This window comes from Klebsiella sp. FDAARGOS_511 (genome assembly GCF_003812845.1).
Taxonomy (GTDB): domain Bacteria; phylum Pseudomonadota; class Gammaproteobacteria; order Enterobacterales; family Enterobacteriaceae; genus Klebsiella; species Klebsiella grimontii.
Genome location: NZ_CP033824.1, coordinates 1645239 through 1662324, shown reverse-complemented (window position 1 = coordinate 1662324; position 17086 = coordinate 1645239). Strand labels below are relative to the sequence as shown.

General features: G+C 58.8%; 17 protein-coding genes. 9 read left to right on the top strand and 8 right to left on the bottom strand.

The annotated features are described in order from the left end of the window. Positions 1-81 precede the first annotated feature (81 nt). Entirely contained in the window at positions 82-1623 is a 1542-nt protein-coding gene (locus tag EGY08_RS09075) for an MASE1 domain-containing protein (protein WP_004129537.1), read from the bottom strand. Further along, positions 1623-2252 carry a response regulator transcription factor gene (locus EGY08_RS09070; protein WP_004129541.1) on the bottom strand — a complete coding sequence of 210 codons (630 nt, stop codon included), beginning with the start codon at positions 2250-2252 and terminating at the stop codon, positions 1623-1625. The genes EGY08_RS09075 and EGY08_RS09070 overlap by 1 nt, the downstream gene beginning before the upstream one ends. A 341-nt stretch (positions 2253-2593) precedes the next feature. On the opposite strand from EGY08_RS09070, the gene tauA reads away from it, so the two are divergent. From tauA to tauD, 4 genes are read left to right on the top strand one after another with little or no spacing between them, the layout of a single operon-like run. Beyond that, positions 2594-3556, top strand: a complete 963-nt coding sequence (tauA, locus tag EGY08_RS09065; protein ID WP_004099349.1) for a taurine ABC transporter substrate-binding protein — start codon at positions 2594-2596, stop codon at positions 3554-3556. 12 nt (positions 3557-3568) lie between these two features. Further along, the gene (gene tauB, locus EGY08_RS09060; RefSeq protein WP_123829416.1) at positions 3569-4336 is read left to right on the top strand and encodes a taurine ABC transporter ATP-binding subunit; all 768 of its coding nucleotides are present in this window, start codon (positions 3569-3571) and stop codon (positions 4334-4336) included. Beyond that, complete coding sequence (tauC, locus tag EGY08_RS09055; RefSeq protein ID WP_004129553.1) at positions 4333-5160, top strand: taurine ABC transporter permease TauC; 828 nt, start codon at positions 4333-4335, stop codon at positions 5158-5160. Before tauB ends, tauC begins: the two co-directional genes overlap by 4 nt. Further along, the gene (tauD, locus tag EGY08_RS09050) at positions 5157-6008 is read left to right on the top strand and encodes a taurine dioxygenase (protein ID WP_004129556.1); all 852 of its coding nucleotides are present in this window, start codon (positions 5157-5159) and stop codon (positions 6006-6008) included. Before tauC ends, tauD begins: the two co-directional genes overlap by 4 nt. A 164-nt stretch (positions 6009-6172) precedes the next feature. Here tauD and EGY08_RS09045 read toward each other — a convergent pair whose 3' ends face one another. The 4 genes from EGY08_RS09045 to ampH all read right to left on the bottom strand — a co-directional run bounded on the left by EGY08_RS09045 (position 6173) and on the right by ampH (position 11024). Next, complete coding sequence (locus EGY08_RS09045; protein WP_123828420.1) at positions 6173-7891, bottom strand: lysophospholipid acyltransferase family protein; 1719 nt, start codon at positions 7889-7891, stop codon at positions 6173-6175. Positions 7892-8075: 184 nt separating this feature from the next. Then, positions 8076-8567: an REP-associated tyrosine transposase gene (locus EGY08_RS09040; RefSeq protein WP_087828305.1), complete on the bottom strand. Its 492-nt coding sequence runs from the start codon at positions 8565-8567 to the stop codon at positions 8076-8078. Positions 8568-8782: 215 nt separating this feature from the next. Next, positions 8783-9757: a porphobilinogen synthase gene (gene hemB, locus EGY08_RS09035; RefSeq protein ID WP_112165862.1), complete on the bottom strand. Its 975-nt coding sequence runs from the start codon at positions 9755-9757 to the stop codon at positions 8783-8785. Positions 9758-9863: 106 nt separating this feature from the next. Then, positions 9864-11024 (bottom strand): D-alanyl-D-alanine-carboxypeptidase/endopeptidase AmpH, encoded by a 1161-nt coding sequence (gene ampH, locus EGY08_RS09030; RefSeq protein ID WP_032742055.1) that lies wholly within the window; start codon positions 11022-11024, stop codon positions 9864-9866. A gap of 221 nt (positions 11025-11245) precedes the next feature. On the opposite strand from ampH, the gene EGY08_RS09025 reads away from it, so the two are divergent. From EGY08_RS09025 to EGY08_RS09015, 3 genes are all read left to right on the top strand, one after another. Further along, positions 11246-11758, top strand: coding sequence for a cysteine hydrolase family protein (locus EGY08_RS09025; RefSeq protein ID WP_162626048.1), 513 nt, complete (start codon positions 11246-11248; stop codon positions 11756-11758). A 117-nt stretch (positions 11759-11875) separates the two neighbouring features. Continuing rightward, positions 11876-13096 carry a peptide antibiotic transporter SbmA gene (gene sbmA / locus EGY08_RS09020; protein WP_004129571.1) on the top strand — a complete coding sequence of 407 codons (1221 nt, stop codon included), beginning with the start codon at positions 11876-11878 and terminating at the stop codon, positions 13094-13096. 18 nt (positions 13097-13114) lie between these two features. Next, entirely contained in the window at positions 13115-14221 is a 1107-nt protein-coding gene (locus EGY08_RS09015; RefSeq protein WP_123828419.1) for a DUF1615 domain-containing protein, read from the top strand. On the opposite strand, the gene EGY08_RS09010 is transcribed toward EGY08_RS09015, so the two are convergent. Next, positions 14218-14520: a DUF2755 family protein gene (locus EGY08_RS09010; protein ID WP_004129576.1), complete on the bottom strand. Its 303-nt coding sequence runs from the start codon at positions 14518-14520 to the stop codon at positions 14218-14220. The two genes, EGY08_RS09015 and EGY08_RS09010, sit on opposite strands and share 4 nt — an antisense overlap. A gap of 255 nt (positions 14521-14775) precedes the next feature. On the opposite strand from EGY08_RS09010, the gene EGY08_RS09005 reads away from it, so the two are divergent. Then, positions 14776-14979 (top strand): DUF2754 family protein, encoded by a 204-nt coding sequence (locus EGY08_RS09005; RefSeq protein ID WP_004129579.1) that lies wholly within the window; start codon positions 14776-14778, stop codon positions 14977-14979. Positions 14980-15201: 222 nt separating this feature from the next. On the opposite strand, the gene ddlA is transcribed toward EGY08_RS09005, so the two are convergent. Then, on the bottom strand, positions 15202-16299 hold the full coding sequence (ddlA, locus tag EGY08_RS09000; RefSeq protein WP_087828328.1) for a D-alanine--D-alanine ligase: 1098 nt from the start codon (positions 16297-16299) through the stop codon (positions 15202-15204). Positions 16300-16400: 101 nt separating this feature from the next. On the opposite strand from ddlA, the gene EGY08_RS08995 reads away from it, so the two are divergent. Continuing rightward, on the top strand, positions 16401-17084 hold the full coding sequence (locus EGY08_RS08995) for an extensin family protein (protein ID WP_004129584.1): 684 nt from the start codon (positions 16401-16403) through the stop codon (positions 17082-17084). Positions 17085-17086 lie beyond the last annotated feature (2 nt).

Genomic DNA, 17086 nt, shown 5'->3' with positions numbered 1-17086 from the left:
CGTCTCCGTTTTGCTGACTATATGAAAGTGAAATCGAAAGAGGATGAGAGAAAGTCCGGAGTGACTAAGACTTTTTCCTGGTTAGCCGGCTGTTTGTTGCAAATTTGTGGGCAAGTTAACAATTACGCGTGTGCCGCGCTGCGACTCCAGCGTCAGTTCTCCGCCGAGGGCGCTGACCCGTTCGCGCATGCCCTGAATGCCGAAGCCGGCCATTTGGTCGGCGCGAAGGCCGATGCCGTTGTCTTTTACCTCCAGGCGCAGCAGCGCGCCCTGCTGAAACAGGGCAATGGCGACCTCGCTGGCGTCGGCGTGCTTACAGACGTTGTTAAGCAGCTCCTGAAGCAGCCGATAGAGGGTGAAGCGCACCGTTTCGCTCTCCGGCGTGGCGGTGAGCCGGTAGTCAAAGCGGCAGCGGATACCGCGCTCGGCAAAGGCAAACTCATTGAGCAGATGGTGCAGCGCCTCTTTAAACGACAGCTCATCGAGGGCCGGAGGGCGTAGCTGGCGCAGCAGCTGGCGGGTGGAGTGGTGGATGCGTCGGGCGAGATCGTTAATCTGACTGGCGGCGGCCTGGGTTTGCGCCGGATCGCGCGCCCGCTTCACCAGCTGCGACTGGATCTGAATGGCGGTGATGTTCTGGCCGATTTCGTCGTGTAGCTCGCGCGCCAGGTTTTTGCGCGTATCCTCTTCGGTATGGATCAGCTTTTCGGCCAGCGCCCGCCGCGCCGCCAGCTCCGCTTCCAGCCGCTGGCGGTAGTGGTGCAGGTTTTGCGCCAGGTGCTGCTGGCGGCTGATGGCAATGCCCAGCCCGATGCCGAGCAGCGCCTGGGTGGCCAGAAAAATCTCCAGCTCCACCAGATTGCTGAATCCAACGCCAACCTGGCGGGCGATAGTAATCATCATGCTGCCCAGCAGGCCGGAGAGGACGCCGCCCTGCCAGCCGAACTTCCACGCCATCACCACGTTAGGCAGAAATACCACAATCAGCAGCAGGCGCTCGATTTCCGGCGACAGCACCATTTGTGTGCCGATACCGATGATAAAGAACAGGCTGCACCAGATGATCAGCGAGGTGCGCAGCGGCGGATTGTTGGTATCCAGCCCCAGCAGATGGTAGCGGTGCTGCTGGCGCAGGAATTCAAAGATCAGATAGACAAACGGCGTCAGCAGCACCCCGCCGGTAAACGAGGCCAGGCCGAGCATCATCGCCGGGCTTTTCACAAACGGCGACAGCAGGGCGGTGTTGAGCAATGCGCTGGCGGTAACCGTCGCCAGCAGCAGCGTCAGCCGCTGCCAGTAAAGGGGAAAGCGGTGCCAGAACTGTTGGGCGATGCCGGCGGGAAGCAGGCCGATCAACGGCGCGGCCAGCAGAAGATAGCCGTTCAGCAGCTGTTCGCCGTGCAGCCAGAGCAGCATCAGCACCGGAGGCAGCGCCAGCGCGGGCCAGTAGCGGCGAGAAAGCAGGATCAGCAGCGCCAGATAGACGCCGTGCGGCAGGAACAGCGCCGCCTGCTGGCCGTTCTGGGTCAGATAAAACCCGAGCGTCCACAGCATTAGCCAGCCGCTTCCCCAGGCCAGCACGATGAACAGCGAAATCACCCCGTGACGAAGGCTGCGCGACATTAATGACCCGCCAGCAGCTGGTGGTCGAGGGCGAAATGGACCAGATCAATGGTGCTGTGACACTGCAGTTTTCCCAGCACGTTGGCACGATGGACGTGTACCGTCTTGTGGCTGAGCTCGAGCTTAAAGGCGATCTCCTTGACGCTGTCGCCTTTAACCAGCAAATCAAACACTTCGCGTTCACGCGGGGTCAGCACTTCCAGCACCTGCGCCGGTTGTTCTCCGCCACGCAGCGCCCGCAGCGCATCGGCGCACAGGTAGTGTCCGCCCATACCGACGGAACGCACCGCCTGGACCAACTCTTCCGGGCCGCAGCGTTTGGTCAGATAGCCGCTGGCGCCGGCATCAAGCGCGCTCTGTACGAAGGTGGGGGTGTCGTAAATACTGAGAATAATGGCGCGGAATTGCGGCTTTTGCGCGCGCAGGCGCTTCAGCAGGCTCAGGCCGTTCTCATCCGGCATGGCGATATCCATGACCGCCACGTCGACGTCGTCACGCAATAATGCCGGCCAGGCTTGCGCCGCGCTGCTGAACTGGCCAGCCACCTCGAGATCTTCTTCGAGGCTGAGTAACTGCGCGAAGCCTGAACGCACCACCACATGGTCATCGACCAGCACCACTCGAATCATGTTTCTTCTCTCTTAGCGCATCATGGTTCTATGATGCCTGCCGCCGCTGCGCTGGCAATCAATCAGGCGCAGTTATGCAATGAATGTAACAAAATCGCAATACACTTCATCCTTCAAGCTGCCTCTTTGTTGGCTTCGTTTGCCCGCCCCGGTCACTGACTTATGTCAGCTCCCGGGGACGAACAACCTTGCCGCCTCGATGCAGCATGAATGATTTTGTGTATAAGCATTGCCGATTTTTTTCTAAAAACGCTTTGTTCTTAGCAAGAATTTTTAATTACTTCATCAAACGCATCGCGCCGGAAATACTGCACCCATAACAACTATGGGAAGCAGACACTATGGCACTATCATCGCGTATCACACTCATTGCCGCGCTGGCGCTGGCGGCATTTCAGGCCCAGGCGGTCAACGTTACCGTGGCGTATCAGACCTCCGCTGAGCCGGCGAAAGTCGCCCAGGCGGACAACACCTTCGCTAAAGCCAGCGGGGCGACCGTCGACTGGCGCAAGTTTGACAGCGGCGCGAGCATCGTGCGGGCGCTGGCTTCCGGCGACGTCCAGATCGGCAACCTCGGTTCCAGCCCGCTGGCGGTCGCCGCCACCCAGCAGGTGCCGATTGAAGTGTTCTTGCTGGCCTCAAAGCTCGGTAACTCCGAAGCGCTGGTGGTGAAGAAGAGCATCACCAAACCGCAGGACCTGATCGGCAAACGCATCGCCGTTCCTTTTATCTCCACCACCCACTACAGCCTGCTGTCGGCGCTGAAGCACTGGGGGATTAAACCGGGCCAGGTGCAGATCCTTAACCTGCAGCCGCCGGCGATTATCGCCGCCTGGCAGCGCGGTGACATTGACGGCGCCTACGTCTGGGCGCCAGCGGTTAACGCGCTGGAAAAAGATGGCACGGTTCTCACCGACTCGTCGCAGGTGGGCGAGTGGGGCGCGCCGACGCTGGATGTGTGGGTAGTACGCAAAGACTTTGCCGAAAAGCATCCTGACATCGTCAAAGCCTTCGCTAAAAGCGCCATTGACGCGCAGCAGCCCTATATCGCTAACCCGGACGAATGGCTGAAGCAGCCGGAAAACATCAGCAAGCTGGCGCGCTTAAGCGGCGTACCGGAAGCCGACGTGCCGGGGCTGGTGAAAGGCAATACCTACCTGACCGCCGCCCAGCAGGCGCAGGAGCTGAACGGGCCGGTGAATAAAGCCATCATCGATACCGCGAAGTTCCTTAAAGAGCAGGGCAAAGTGCCCGCCGCCGGCAGCGACTACAGCCAGTATGTCACCGACCGTTTTGTGAAGTAAAAGGAGGTCATGATGCTGCAAATCTCGCATCTTTCCGCCGATTACGGCGGTAAACAGGCGCTGGCGGATATCAACCTGACGCTGGACAGCGGCGAACTGCTGGTGGTCCTGGGGCCCTCCGGCTGCGGTAAAACCACGCTGCTGAACCTGATTGCCGGATTCGTGCCTTATCAGCACGGCAGCATCACCCTCGAAGGCCGGCGGGTTGAAGGGCCGGGCGCCGATCGCGGCGTGGTGTTTCAGCATGAAGGGCTGCTGCCGTGGCGCAACGTGCAGGATAACGTCGCGCTCGGGCTGCAGCTGGCCGGGGTCGACAAAACGCAGCGCCGGGCCACCGCCGCGCGGATGCTGAAAAAAGTGGGCCTTGAAGGGGCGGAGAAACGCTTTATCTGGCAGCTCTCCGGCGGCCAGCGTCAGCGGGTAGGCATTGCCCGCGCGCTGGCGGCAAATCCGCAGGTGCTGCTGCTCGACGAGCCCTTTGGCGCGCTGGATGCCTTTACCCGCGAGCAGATGCAAACCCTGTTGCTTAGCCTGTGGCATGAGACCGGTAAGAAGGTACTGCTGATCACCCACGATATCGAAGAGGCGGTGTTTATGGCCACCGAACTGGTACTGCTCTCGCCGGGGCCGGGGCGCGTGCTCGAACGGCTGCCGCTCGATTTTGGCCGCCGCTTCGTCGCCGGGGAATCCTGCCGCAGCATTAAATCGGACCCGCGGTTTATCGAACAGCGTGAATACGTCCTCAGCCGGGTGTTTGAACAACGGGAGGCTTTCTCATGAGCGTGGTCATTAATGACAAACCGCGTCAGCGGGGACTGAAGTGGCGCTGGCCGCTCTCGCGTCAGCTCAGTCTGAGCGTGGCGACCCTGGCGGTACTGCTGGCTATCTGGTGGGCCGTTGCCGCCCTGCAGCTGATTAGCCCGCTGTTTCTGCCGCCGCCGGGACAGGTATTGCAGAAACTGATCGCTATTGCCGGTCCGCAGGGCTTTATGGACGCCACCCTCTGGCAGCATCTGGCGGCGAGCCTGACGCGTATCGTTATCGCGCTGCTGGCAGCGGTGCTGCTCGGCGTACCGGTAGGGATCGCCATGGGGCTGAGCCCCACGGTACGCGGGATCCTCGACCCGCTGATCGAGCTTTATCGCCCGGTGCCGCCGCTGGCCTATTTACCGCTGATGGTGATCTGGTTCGGTATCGGCGAGACCTCCAAGATCCTGCTGATCTACCTGGCGATATTCGCGCCGGTGGCGATGTCGGCGCTGGCGGGCGTGAAGAGCGCCCAGCAGGTGCGTATTCGCGCCGCGCAAGCTTTAGGCGCCAGTAAAGCGCAGGTACTGTGGCTGGTGATCCTGCCCGGCGCGCTGCCGGAGATCCTCACCGGACTGCGCATCGGGCTTGGCGTGGGCTGGTCGACGCTGGTGGCCGCGGAGCTGATTGCCGCTACCCGCGGGTTAGGTTTTATGGTGCAGTCCGCCGGTGAATTCCTCGCCACCGACGTGGTGCTGGCCGGCATCGCGGTGATTGCCATCATCGCCTTTTTACTGGAACTGGGGCTGCGCGCGCTGCAGCGTCGCCTGACCCCCTGGCATGGAGAAGTACAATGAGCGAACGTTTAAGTATCACCCCGCTGGGGCCGTATATTGGCGCGCAGGTATCCGGCGTCGACATCACCCGCCCGCTGAGCGACAACCAGTTTGAACAGCTGTATCACGCGGTGCTGCGCCATCAGGTGGTGTTCCTGCGCGAGCAGAACATCACTCCCGAGCAGCAGCGCGATCTCGCCCTGCGCTTTGGCGACCTGCATATTCATCCGGTCTATCCGCACGCGCCCGGCGTGGATGAGATTATCGTGCTCGATACCCACGACGATAACCCGCCGGATAACGATAACTGGCACACCGATGTTACCTTTATTGAAACGCCGCCCGCCGGGGCGATACTCGCGGCAAAAGAGCTGCCTTCAACCGGCGGCGATACCCTGTGGACCAGCGGCATTGCCGCGTATGAGGCGCTCTCCGCGCCCTTGCGCCAGCTGTTAAGCGGCCTGCGCGCGGAGCATGATTTTCGCAAATCGTTTCAGGAGTATAAATATCGCAAAAACGAAGAGGAGCATCAGCGCTGGCTAGAGGCGGTGGCGAAAAATCCACCGCTGCTGCATCCGGTGGTGCGCACCCATCCGGTGACCGGGAAGCAGGCGCTGTTTGTCAATGAGGGCTTTACGACCCGCATCGTCGACGTGACGGAGAAAGAGAGCGAGACGCTGCTGAGCTTCCTGTTTGCCCACGTCACCAAACCGGACTTCCAGGTACGCTGGCGCTGGCAGCCGAACGATGTGGCGATTTGGGATAACCGCGTCACCCAGCACTACGCCAACGCCGATTACCTGCCGCAGCGGCGCATTATGCACCGGGCGACGATTCTCGGGGATAAACCCTATTACCGTGCGGGGTAATGCTTGTAGCCCGGCCGCGCGCCGTGGAGAACATCGGAAGCGGTATTGCACGTGGCTTCCCGGAGGCGGCGCTTAACGCGCCTTGTCCGGGCTACCGGTCCGCAGAAAGCTGTAAACCCGTAGCCCGGCTAAGACGCAATGCGCCGCAAGCCGGGAAAAGGCTTTTATGCCGATTTTTGCGCGTCCAGATGTACCCCAATATAGCGCTGATAGCGGTTGGCCTTCAGATAGGTAAAGTCCACCAACACTAGCCCATCCACGCAGTTGTTGAAATCCGGGTCGCTGCCAAAATCGATAAACTGTACGCCGCCCGGCTCGCAGACTTCCGAATACTGCTTATACAGCGGCGGGATCGCGCAGCCGAGGTTGCCGAGCAGAGACTTCAGCCGCGCCAGGTCGTCGTTGTAATCTTCTCCGCCAAACTGCGCCAGCACATCGGGCAGCGAGGCCGGATAAGGGCGGCGCGACTCCGCCAGCGGATGCGTCGCCGGGAACCACAGTCGATAGAACGCGACCAGCAGATCGCGCGCCGACGGCGGCAGCCCGCCGGAAATCGACACCGGGCCGAACAGATAGCGATAGTGCGGATAGCGCGCCAGATACGCGCCGATGCCGGACCACAGGTAGTCCAGCCCGCGGCGGCCCCAGTAGCGCGGCTGGATAAAGCTGCGCCCCAGCTCAATGCCGTGTTGCAGAATATCGTCCATCCGCGCGTCGTAATGAAACAGGCTATAGCTGTAGATACCTGTCAGTCCGCGCTTTGCCAGCTGCATTGCGGTTGGCATAAAACGGTAAGCGCCGACGATCTCAAGATCTTCCTCATCCCACAGAATCAGATGCAGATAGTCGTCGTCATAGCCGTCAACGTCGCGTCGTTTGCCGCTGCCTTCCCCCACCGCGCGAAAGGCGATTTCCCGCAGGCGACCCAGTTCGCGCAGTATCGGCGCATCTTCCTGGTCGCGGCGCTGCCAGAGATAAATCACTTTGCCATCCGCCGTGCGCCCCAGGGTTTCCGCCCGACCCAGTTCGCGCTTGAGCAGGGCGCGGTCTTCGGGACGGGCGATAGCGCTTTCGCTTGTAAATACGCCCGGCATGCCTTTTCCAAGCAGTTCCAGATGGTGATAGCAGCGCTCGGTCAGCTCGCGCGTAGAGCGCTGGGGATCGAACCAGCTTGACCAGGCAATTTGTTGGCCGAAATTAACCGGCAGGCTGCCGTTGCGGCGACGAAACATTTGTTGCATCAGCAGCAGCAGCGGCAGGCTATCGGAAATCAGCGTGCTGGCGTAAAACAGCGCGCTGTTGCGCGCGCGGATCCACGCCGGCAGCAGCGGGGCGCGATATTTCGCCGCCAGCTTAATAAACCCAGAGTGCCATTTTTTATCGCGAATGCCGCGCCGGGTGAGGCGTGAAACTTCACCCGCCGGGAAGAAAATCAGCACGCCGCCGTTTTGCAACTGCTGGTCCATCTGCTGCAGCGCCGCTTTGGCGGTTCGGCCATTGATATTATCGACCGGAATAAACAGCGAGCTCAGCGGTTCAAGGTGGGTCAGCATGCGGTTGGTGACCACTTTAACGTCGCGGCGCACGCGGGACACCGCGTAGAGCAGGGCCAGGCCGTCAAGCGTACCGGTGGGGTGGTTGGCGATAATGACCAGCGGGCCATATTCGGGGATTTGTTCGAGATCGTGCGCCGGGATAGCACAGCGGATATTAAGATGTTCGAGCACCTGTTCGACCGTATCCAGTCCTTTCAGGTGATGATGACGCGCGGCAAACTGCTGAAATTCTTCCTCATGCAGGAGCTTTTTCAGCACCTTTTTCTGCCAGGGGGCTGGCTTTGCCTGAGGCCACAGGTCATCGATAACATTGTCGAGACTAAACATAGCGGCACCTCCTCCGTCCTGCCCAGACAGTAGAAGGCGCAGATGTCGCTCAGATTACAGTTGAGTGAAGATTTGGGATTGGCGGGAGCTTATTTCCCCGGGTTGCGGCTAGCGCCTTACCCGGGCTACCGGCCCACATACGGTGGTGAACCCGTAGCCCCGGTAAGCGTAGCGCGACCGGGGGTCACTGGCGTTCGCCGCACAAAAAATCGTGAACTTCGCCACCCCAATTATCGGGATATAACCCGCGCCGTACATCCCGGTGAAAGGTTGAAAAAGGCCAATCACAAACCTGTCGTACCCAACCGTGTTTTACAGGATTAATGTAGGTGTAATCGATATGCCGGCAGTAGTCTTCTTCATCGCGGATTGCATGTTCCCAGAAACGCGGTTGCCAGACATTTTCTTGTTTTAATGCTTTGCTAAAGCAACCTTTTATGTCCCGCCATCTGGCGGAGAAATCGCTATCGTCTCCGGGTAATGTCCAGATGCAATGAAGATGTTCAGGAAGGATAACCCATGCATCAATGTAAAAGGGTTTTCGCCGTTTGATGGTGAGGATGGCGTGACGTAAAGCTCCGATGTGCTCGGTCAGAAGTCCGCTTTTTCGGTTTCGCAAATTAACGGTAAAAAACCAGGTTCCACCCTTCAGGTAATAACGACGGTAGGCGACCACGGCGCGCTCCTTTGCAAAAGATAGCTTCTTAAGCGGCAGGGTAGAGTCGGGGTAACAGTCTGGCAAGAATCCAAAGATAATGGTGGAAAGAGTCTCGCAACTTTTTGCAGCAGAGGAATTCCCCGGGTTGCGGCTAGCGCCTTACCCGGGCTACCGGAGCAGGTTTGTAGCCCCGGTAAGGCGTCAGCCGCGACCGGGGAACGGTAAGAGCCGAATTAACGCAGGATTTTCTTTTCGGCCAGATCGAGAGCGAAGTAGCTGAAGATCAGATCCGCGCCGGCGCGTTTGATCGCGCCGAGGCTTTCCAGCACCACTTTCTCTTCATCAATAGCGCCGGCCTGGGCGGCGAATTTAATCATCGCGTATTCACCGCTCACCTGGTACGCGCCGAGCGGCAGGTCGGTGCGCTCGCGCAGATCGCGCAGGATATCGAGATACGGACCGGCCGGTTTGACCATCAGGCAATCGGCGCCCTGGGCTTCGTCCAGCAGCGATTCGCGAATCGCTTCGCGGCGGTTCATCGGGCTCATCTGATAGGTTTTACGATCGCCTTTCAGCGCGGTACCCGCGGCTTCGCGGAACGGGCCGTAGAACGATGAAGCGAACTTGGTGGAGTAGGACATAATCGCCGTATCGGTAAATCCGGCGGCGTCCAGCGCCTGGCGAATGGCCTGCACCTGGCCGTCCATCGCCGCGGAAGGGGCGATAAAATCCGCGCCAGCGGCAGCGGCGACCACCGCCTGCTTACCGAGGTTGGCAAGGGTTAAATCGTTATCGACGCCGTGGTCGCACAGCACGCCGCAGTGGCCGTGGGAGGTGTATTCGCAGAAGCAGGTGTCGGACATCAAGATCATCTCCGGCACCGCCTCTTTACAGATACGGGACATGCGCGCCACCAGGCCGTTTTCATTCCAGGTATCGCTGCCAACGGCATCGGTATGATGGGAAATCCCGAAGGTCATCACCGAACGGATACCGGCGTTGGCAATGCGCTCGATTTCGCGCGCCAGGTGTCTTTCCGGAATACGCATCACGCCGGGCATGGCTTCGATGGCTTTGTAATCGTCGATTTCTTCTTCAACAAAGATCGGCAACACCAGGTCGTTCAAACTCAGTGTTGTCTCTTCAAACATGGCGCGTAGCGAAGCGGACTTGCGCAGGCGGCGTGGGCGAGTAATTAAATCTGTCATGGTTTGCCTGATTTTGTGAAATGAAAAAAGCGAGTTTACCTCAATTGGCGGCGGGATGTTTCGCCAAAACGATCCTTATCTATCGTCGGCAAAACATCCCACAAGGCTACTGGCTGGCGGTTTCAATCCCGGGACGGTCGCCGCTTAATTCGCTGACCAGCTCGTTGATCCCATCGCTCATGTTGTTGAAACGCGTCAATGAAGAGCGGGTCACCACCACGAAGGCGCCGACGTTAGCCTGCGGGTTCATCGCCATGTAGGTGATAAAACCGCCGCCGCCGCCGGTTTTCTGAATAATGCCCGGCTGGCCGTTCTTCGGCTTCATGTAGACCCAGCCGAGGCCCAGCGCATCGGCTTTGCCCGGCACGTCCATCCCGATCACCTTCGTCAGCTGGCTGCGTTGATAAATCAGCGTCTGCATCCGGTCCGCCTGCTGCCCGCGGGTGAAGAAATCGGAAGAGAGGAACTGCTGCATCCAGCGCATCATATCGCCAGGCGTGGAGTAAACGCCGCCGCTGCCGATGGCCGCCAGGGTATTGTTGCACGGGCTGGCCCCTTTCTCCGGGATCATCAGGCGCCGGCACTGATCGGGAGAAGGCGTAAAGGTGGTGTCTTTCATCCCCAGCGGGCGGGTGATCTGCTCTTCAAACAGCTGCGGCCAGGGCTTGCCTGCGGCGGTAGAGAGCGCATCGGCCAGTAAATCGAACGCCAGATTGGAATAGGCGGCCTGCGAACCCGGCGCGGTTTTTAACGTTGCCGTGGAGAGCCAGTTCCAGCGCTGCTGGCGCGTCGGCCAGACGAACACCGGACGATGCGCCGCGCCGCCGGGCTGTTCGCGCGGCAGGGCGCTGGTGTGCGTCGCCAGATTCACCAGCGTGATGGGTGCTCCCTGGTATGTCGGCACTCGCGCGCCCGGCGGGGCGTATTTGCTCAGCGGATCGTTGAGCTTCACCACGCCCTGGTCGAGAAGTTTGACCAACATTTCGCTGGTCATCAGCTTGCTCAGGGAGGCGATGCGAATCACTGAATCGAGCTGCGGGTGCTCATTATTGCCCGGGCGCGTTTCGCCGAAGCTGCGGAATACGCGCTGGTTACCATCGATAACCACCAGCGCCATACCGATCGCGCCGCTGCCGTAATAGATATGGTTAGCGTAACGGTCGACAACATCCGCAGCGAATTCCGGGTCGACGCTCGGCTGCGCGGCCTGGGCCGATGTCAACGACGCCGCGCACAGCGCAGCAAAAATGAGCAGACTACGTTTCAACGGGGGCATCCATCATGGTGAAGAAAAATATAGAGCGTATTTATACTACGAAGCGCCGCCGAGCAAAGCGCTAATAACGCCATTCTGTGCGGAAAAACGTAACCTGGCGTAAAAAAACCTTTTTTAAGCTTTCGGATAGCGGCTTTCGCCTGCGGGCGCGTATGATGATCGTTTTGGCTTAAGATGGGTGGCAAGAGACGATGGCGGCGAAACGGGTAGTGATGGTAGTGGATATGCAAAACGGCGTTTTCGCGACGCCGCGTATTGAGCGCGAGCGCTGCGCGGCGCAAATTAACCGCCTGATAGATGCCGCGGATACCGTTATCTTCATCCAGCACTGCGAAGAGGGTGGTCTGGAGGAGGGGAGCGAAGGTTTTGCGTTGCTGCCCGAACTGCATCAACCCGCTGGCGCACTGTTTGTGACCAAGACCGCCTGCGATGCCTTTTACCGCACCCGCCTGGAAGCGGTGCTGCGCGAGCATCACATCACGCAATTTGTCATTTGCGGCTGCGCCACCGACTACTGCGTAGATACCACCATCAAAAACGGCGCCAGCCGGGGCTATGCGATTACCGTCGCTGAAGATGCCCATACTACCGCCAACCGCCCGGCGGCGCAGGCCGTCACCCTGATCGCTCACTACAACGAGGTGTGGCGTACGCTGACCGTTCCGGGCAATCCTTTACAGGTGAAATCGACAGAAACAATTCTGAACGGATGGTCGGCGAACTAAGCCGCTGATATCCGGTCTCATCATCCGCCCACTTTGCTTCGCTGCGACGACTTTGCGGCGGGCGTTTTTGTGGTACACAGCACAGCAAAACGAGAAAGAAGTTAGCAGGAGAGCATGATGTTTAAATCCTTTTTCCCCAAACCGGGGCCGTTTTTTATTTCTGCCTTTATCTGGTCGCTGCTGGCGGTGATCTTTTGGCAGGCGGGCGGCGGCGACTGGCTGCTGCGGGTCACCGGCGCATCCCAGGATGTGGCGATTAGCGCGGCGCGCTTTTGGTCGCTCAATTACCTGGTGTTCTACGCGTTCTACATATTCTGCGTGGGCGTTTTCGCCCTTTTTTGGTTTATCTACAGCCCCCACCGTTGGCAATACTGGTCGATCCTCGGTACCTCGCTGATTATTTTTGTCACCTGGTTTCTGGTGGAGGTCGGGGTGGCGATCAACGCCTGGTACGCCCCGTTCTACGATCTTATTCAGGCCGCGCTGGCGACGCCACATAAGGTCAGCATTAACCAGTTTTATCAGGAGATTGGCATCTTTCTCGGTATCGCGCTTATCGCGGTGATTATCGGGGTGATGAACAACTTCTTCGTCAGTCACTACGTTTTCCGCTGGCGTACCGCCATGAACGAACACTATATGGCGCACTGGCAGCATCTGCGCCATATCGAAGGCGCCGCGCAGCGTGTGCAGGAAGATACTATGCGCTTTGCTTCCACCCTGGAGAGCATGGGCGTCAGCTTCCTTAACGCGGTGATGACGCTTATCGCCTTCCTGCCGGTGCTGGTGACGCTCTCCGCGCACGTCCCGGATTTACCGATTGTCGGCCACCTGCCTTACGGTCTGGTGATTGCCGCTATCGTCTGGTCGTTAATGGGCACCGGCCTGCTGGCGGTGGTGGGGATCAAGCTGCCCGGGCTGGAGTTTAAAAACCAGCGCGTCGAGGCCGCCTATCGTAAAGAGCTGGTGTACGGCGAGGATGACGCCAACCGCGCGACGCCGCCGACGGTGCGTGAGCTCTTTGGCGCCGTGCGCCGCAACTATTTCCGCCTCTATTTCCACTACATGTATTTCAATATCGCCCGTATTCTTTATCTGCAGGTGGATAACGTTTTCGGTTTGTTCCTGCTGTTTCCGTCGATTGTTGCCGGTACGATTACGCTGGGCCTGATGACCCAGATAACCAACGTCTTTGGCCAGGTACGCGGTTCGTTCCAGTATCTGATTAGCTCCTGGACTACGCTGGTTGAGCTGATGTCCATCTATAAACGTCTGCGCAGCTTTGAACGTGAACTGGATGGCAAAGAGCTGCTGGAAGTGACCCAAACATTAAGTTAACCATCGCAAGGAAGAAATATGGCCGTAGCATCATCTCGTTTCGTTTCGCTCACCCTGACGCTAGTGGCCGGGATGGTTCTCAGCGCCTGTTCCAGCAAGCCGGAGCCGGAGTTGAAAAAGGGGGAAAAGGCGATTGATGTTGCCGCGGTGGTGCGGCAGAAAATGCCCGCCAGCGTGAAAGATCGCGAGGCCTGGGCGCAGGCCATCGCCAAAACGTTTGCCAGCCAGAAGCTGGCACCGACGGAAGAGAACGTCTGTTCGGTGCTGGCGGTGGCGCAGCAGGAGTCCAACTATCAGGCCGACCCGGCGGTGCCGGGGCTGAATAAAATCGCCTGGCAGGAGATAGACCGCCGGGCGGAGAAAATGCACATCCCGGTTTTTCTGGTGCATACCGCGCTGAAAATCAAATCGCCCAACGGCAAAAGCTATAGCGAACGCCTCGATAGCGTGAAAACCGAAAAGCAGCTGAGCGCGATTTTCGATGATTTTATCGGTATGGTGCCGATGGGGCAGAAGCTATTCGGCTCTCTGAACCCGGTGCATACCGGCGGCCCGATGCAGGTCAGCATCGCCTTCGCCGAGCAGCATACCGACGGCTATCCGTGGAAAATCGACGGTACCGTGCGCCAGGAGGTGTTCAGCCTGCGCGGCGGCCTGTGGTTTGGCACTTACCATCTGTTGAACTATCCGGCGAACTACAGCGTGCCGCTGTACCGTTTTGCTGATTTCAACGCCGGATGGTACGCCAGCCGCAACGCCGCGTTCCAGAACGCCGTCGCTAAAGCGACGGGCGTGAAGCTGGCGCTGGATGGCGATTTGATTCGCTACGATAGCGACGAGGCCGGAACCACCGAACTGGCGGTGCGCCGGTTATCCTCGCAGCTGGCGATGAGCGATGACGATATCCATCGTCAGTTAAAGAAGGGCGATACCCTGGCGTTTGAAGAGAGCGATCTTTATAAGCAGGTGTTTCGTATTGCCGATAAAAAAGCCGTTAAAACGCTACCGCGGGAAGTGCTGCCGGGCATTCAGCTTGAGAGCCCGAAAATCACCCGTAATCTGACGACCGCCTGGTTTGCTAAACGCGTTGATGACCGGCGGGCCAGCTGTATGGCGCGCCGTTAGCGGCGGCTGCGCCAGCGGAAAATCAGCCCTGGTATACCAATTAATACGCAGCCTGCCAGAAAGGGAATTAGCCCGAACAGGGTACCGACCGTCAGGCTAATCTCGACCCGCGGGCGGCTGCTGTCCTGCATTTGAATCAGATGCTCAAACACTCCCGGCGCGTGGATCAGCATACTCAGCATTTGCGCACCGGCCCAGAAGCAAAACAGCACAAACAGAGCGTAAGCGATGTTGCTGCTGGTGATAGAGCCCCTCTTTTTGCCGCCGTTGACGGTCTTTGCAAAGGTGAACTCTGCCATATTGACCTCCATACTTCACCTACCTGCCGTTTTTTCCACGGCTACATAGAGGTTTATTCTGGCAACGAAGGAGATATCTCAGTATCAGATTGCTGGTAATTTCCGTCCAGGAATATTCCTGATTTCATCGGGTTGTGAGTTTGCTACAAATTTGTGAAATTTAGACCGATATCGCAATGTGCGACAATTCTCAACGCAGCTACAGACCCGTGGTGGCGGCTATGCGAAGATGCTTTTTTTGTTGTCGGAGTGGTTATGAAGCTCACTGAAAAAATTCGCCGCGATTGGCACTACTACGCGGTTGCGCTGGGGTTAATTTTTATTATGAATGGCGTGGTCGGGCTGCTCGGCTATGAAACCGAAGGCTGGCGTTCTTACGCGGTTGGGCTGGTGACGTGGGTGATTAGCTTCTGGATCGCCGGGTTTATTATTCGCCGCCGCCCGGCAGAGGAAGTGTAAAGTGAGAGAGGCCGCATGAGATGTGCTTTCCCGGAGGCGGCGCTGGCGCGCCTGTCCGGGCTACCCGACCGCAGGCCCTGGTGAACCCGTAGCCCGGCTAAGCGCAGCGCGAGCCGGGGAGTGTGGCGAGCTGATACATCAACCCCGCACACTCCCCGGATCGCGGTGTAAACGCCTTACCCGGGCTACCGCCGGCAGACGACGGTGAACCCGTTACCGGGATTAATTCATCGATGTTTTCAGCGCGCGATCGGCGGCGTGACGCTCCAGCGCCAGTTCAATCAAGCGGCTAATCAGGCTGGTGTAGTCCAGACCGCTGGCCTGCCACAGCTTCGGGTACATACTGATATTGGTGAAGCCCGGCAGGGTGTTGATTTCATTAATCACCACGTCGTTATCGGCGGTCAGGAAGACATCGACGCGCGCCATGCCGCTGCAGCCGAGGGTCTGGTAGGCGCGAACGGCGATCTGGCGAATTTTATCGTTGACTTCGCTGTCAATGGCCGCTGGAACCACCACCTTCGCCCCCTGATCGTCAATGTACTTGGTATCGTAGGCGTAAAATTCGCTGTTGAGGACGATTTCGCCACAGGTGCTGGCCTGCGGATTATCATTGCCCAGCACCGCACACTCGATCTCGCGCCCTTTAATCCCCTGCTCAACCACCACTTTATGGTCAAATTCGAAGGCCAGTGCGACCGCCTGCTGATACTGCTCTTCGTTGTTGACCTTGCTGACGCCTACCGAGGAACCCTGGTTCGCCGGTTTAACAAATAGCGGCAGGCCTAGCTTCGCCTGCACGTCGGCAAAACTCACCTGATGACGGTTGGCGCGGGTCAGGGTAATAAAAGGCGCAATCGACAGCCCGGCATCGCGCAGCAGACGTTTGGTGACGTCTTTGTCCATGCAGGCGGCTGAGCCGAGGACGTCGGAACCGACGAAGGGCAGGTTGGCCATCCGCAGCATGCCCTGCAGAGAACCATCTTCCCCAAGGGTGCCGTGAACAATTGGGAAGATCACGTCAATGGCCGCCAGCGGCTGGCCGCTATCGGCGTTAATCAGCTGCTGCGCTTCGCGTCCGGGAATTTGCGCCAGCGTAATATCGGACGGGCGCAGGGCAATATGGGCGGGGTCCTGCGGATTGAGCAGATAGTTGCTGGCGTCGTTGATATGCCATTGCCCCTGCTTATCAATCCCCAGTAAAACGACGTCGAAGCGCGTTTTATCGATCGCTTCCACGATATTTTTCGCTGACTGTAGCGATACTTCATGTTCTGCCGACTTACCGCCGAAAACGATCCCAACCCTCATCTTAGCCATTTCAACTTCCATCATGATTACATCAAAGGGCATAACATAGCATGTGAAACAGCCGCCTGGCTGCCATAATATTCACCGGGTAAAGCATTGGGAGGCAGCGCGTGAAAGGAAAAGGGCTTATCGTTCTGTTGGCGCTGCTGGCGGCCGGATATTACGGCTATCGTTATCTTCCGGCGCACTATAACCCGCTGGCGCCGCTGCGCCTGGAGGATCCGCCGGGGTTCATCACCCACTATAAGCTGCGGCGACTGACCCCCGCGCAGTGCGCCGGCCTGCTGAAAGAAGCGAATCAGCGAAATCTCATCACCAGCCAGCCGGTGGCCGATAGCGGGGGAGAGTGCCCGCTGCAAAACGTGGTTCGGGTACGCGATTTTGGCGCGGTAAAGCTCAGCAGCAGCTTCCTCGCCAGCTGCCCGCTGGCGTTGAGCAGCGCGCTGTATCTACAACAGCAGGCGAAACCGCTGACCCACCGGATGCTGGGGCAGGAACTCCGCCAGGTTGACCATTTTGGCAGCTATGCCTGCCGCAATATTTACCATCGCCAGAACGCGCGGCGCAGCGAACACGCTACCGCGGAGGCGCTGGATATCAGCGGCTTTCGTTTGGCCGATGGCCGCCGCATCAGCGTGCTGAAAGGGTGGCCCGATGCGCAGTATCACCCCTGGCTGCAGGCGTTACTGACCGGCGGCTGCGGCTATTACGGTAACGCTTTAGGGCCGGACTACAACGCGGCTCACGCCAACCATTTTCACCTCGGCATGCGCGGCCAGGGATTCTGTTTCTGAGC

Coding starts and splice junctions, on each gene's coding strand:
- tauA (WP_004099349.1), top strand. CDS start 2,594: ATGGCACTATCATCGCGTATCACACTCATTGCCGCGCTGGCGCTGGCG.
- EGY08_RS09015 (WP_123828419.1), top strand. CDS start 13,115: ATGGCCGTAGCATCATCTCGTTTCGTTTCGCTCACCCTGACGCTAGTG.
- ddlA (WP_087828328.1), bottom strand. CDS start 16,299: ATGGCTAAGATGAGGGTTGGGATCGTTTTCGGCGGTAAGTCGGCAGAA.
- tauD (WP_004129556.1), top strand. CDS start 5,157: ATGAGCGAACGTTTAAGTATCACCCCGCTGGGGCCGTATATTGGCGCG.
- EGY08_RS09005 (WP_004129579.1), top strand. CDS start 14,776: ATGAAGCTCACTGAAAAAATTCGCCGCGATTGGCACTACTACGCGGTT.
- sbmA (WP_004129571.1), top strand. CDS start 11,876: ATGTTTAAATCCTTTTTCCCCAAACCGGGGCCGTTTTTTATTTCTGCC.
- EGY08_RS09025 (WP_162626048.1), top strand. CDS start 11,246: ATGGTAGTGGATATGCAAAACGGCGTTTTCGCGACGCCGCGTATTGAG.
- EGY08_RS09045 (WP_123828420.1), bottom strand. CDS start 7,891: ATGTTTAGTCTCGACAATGTTATCGATGACCTGTGGCCTCAGGCAAAG.
- EGY08_RS09075 (WP_004129537.1), bottom strand. CDS start 1,623: ATGTCGCGCAGCCTTCGTCACGGGGTGATTTCGCTGTTCATCGTGCTG.
- hemB (WP_112165862.1), bottom strand. CDS start 9,757: ATGACAGATTTAATTACTCGCCCACGCCGCCTGCGCAAGTCCGCTTCG.
- EGY08_RS09010 (WP_004129576.1), bottom strand. CDS start 14,520: ATGGCAGAGTTCACCTTTGCAAAGACCGTCAACGGCGGCAAAAAGAGG.
- tauC (WP_004129553.1), top strand. CDS start 4,333: ATGAGCGTGGTCATTAATGACAAACCGCGTCAGCGGGGACTGAAGTGG.
- EGY08_RS09070 (WP_004129541.1), bottom strand. CDS start 2,252: ATGATTCGAGTGGTGCTGGTCGATGACCATGTGGTGGTGCGTTCAGGC.
- tauB (WP_123829416.1), top strand. CDS start 3,569: ATGCTGCAAATCTCGCATCTTTCCGCCGATTACGGCGGTAAACAGGCG.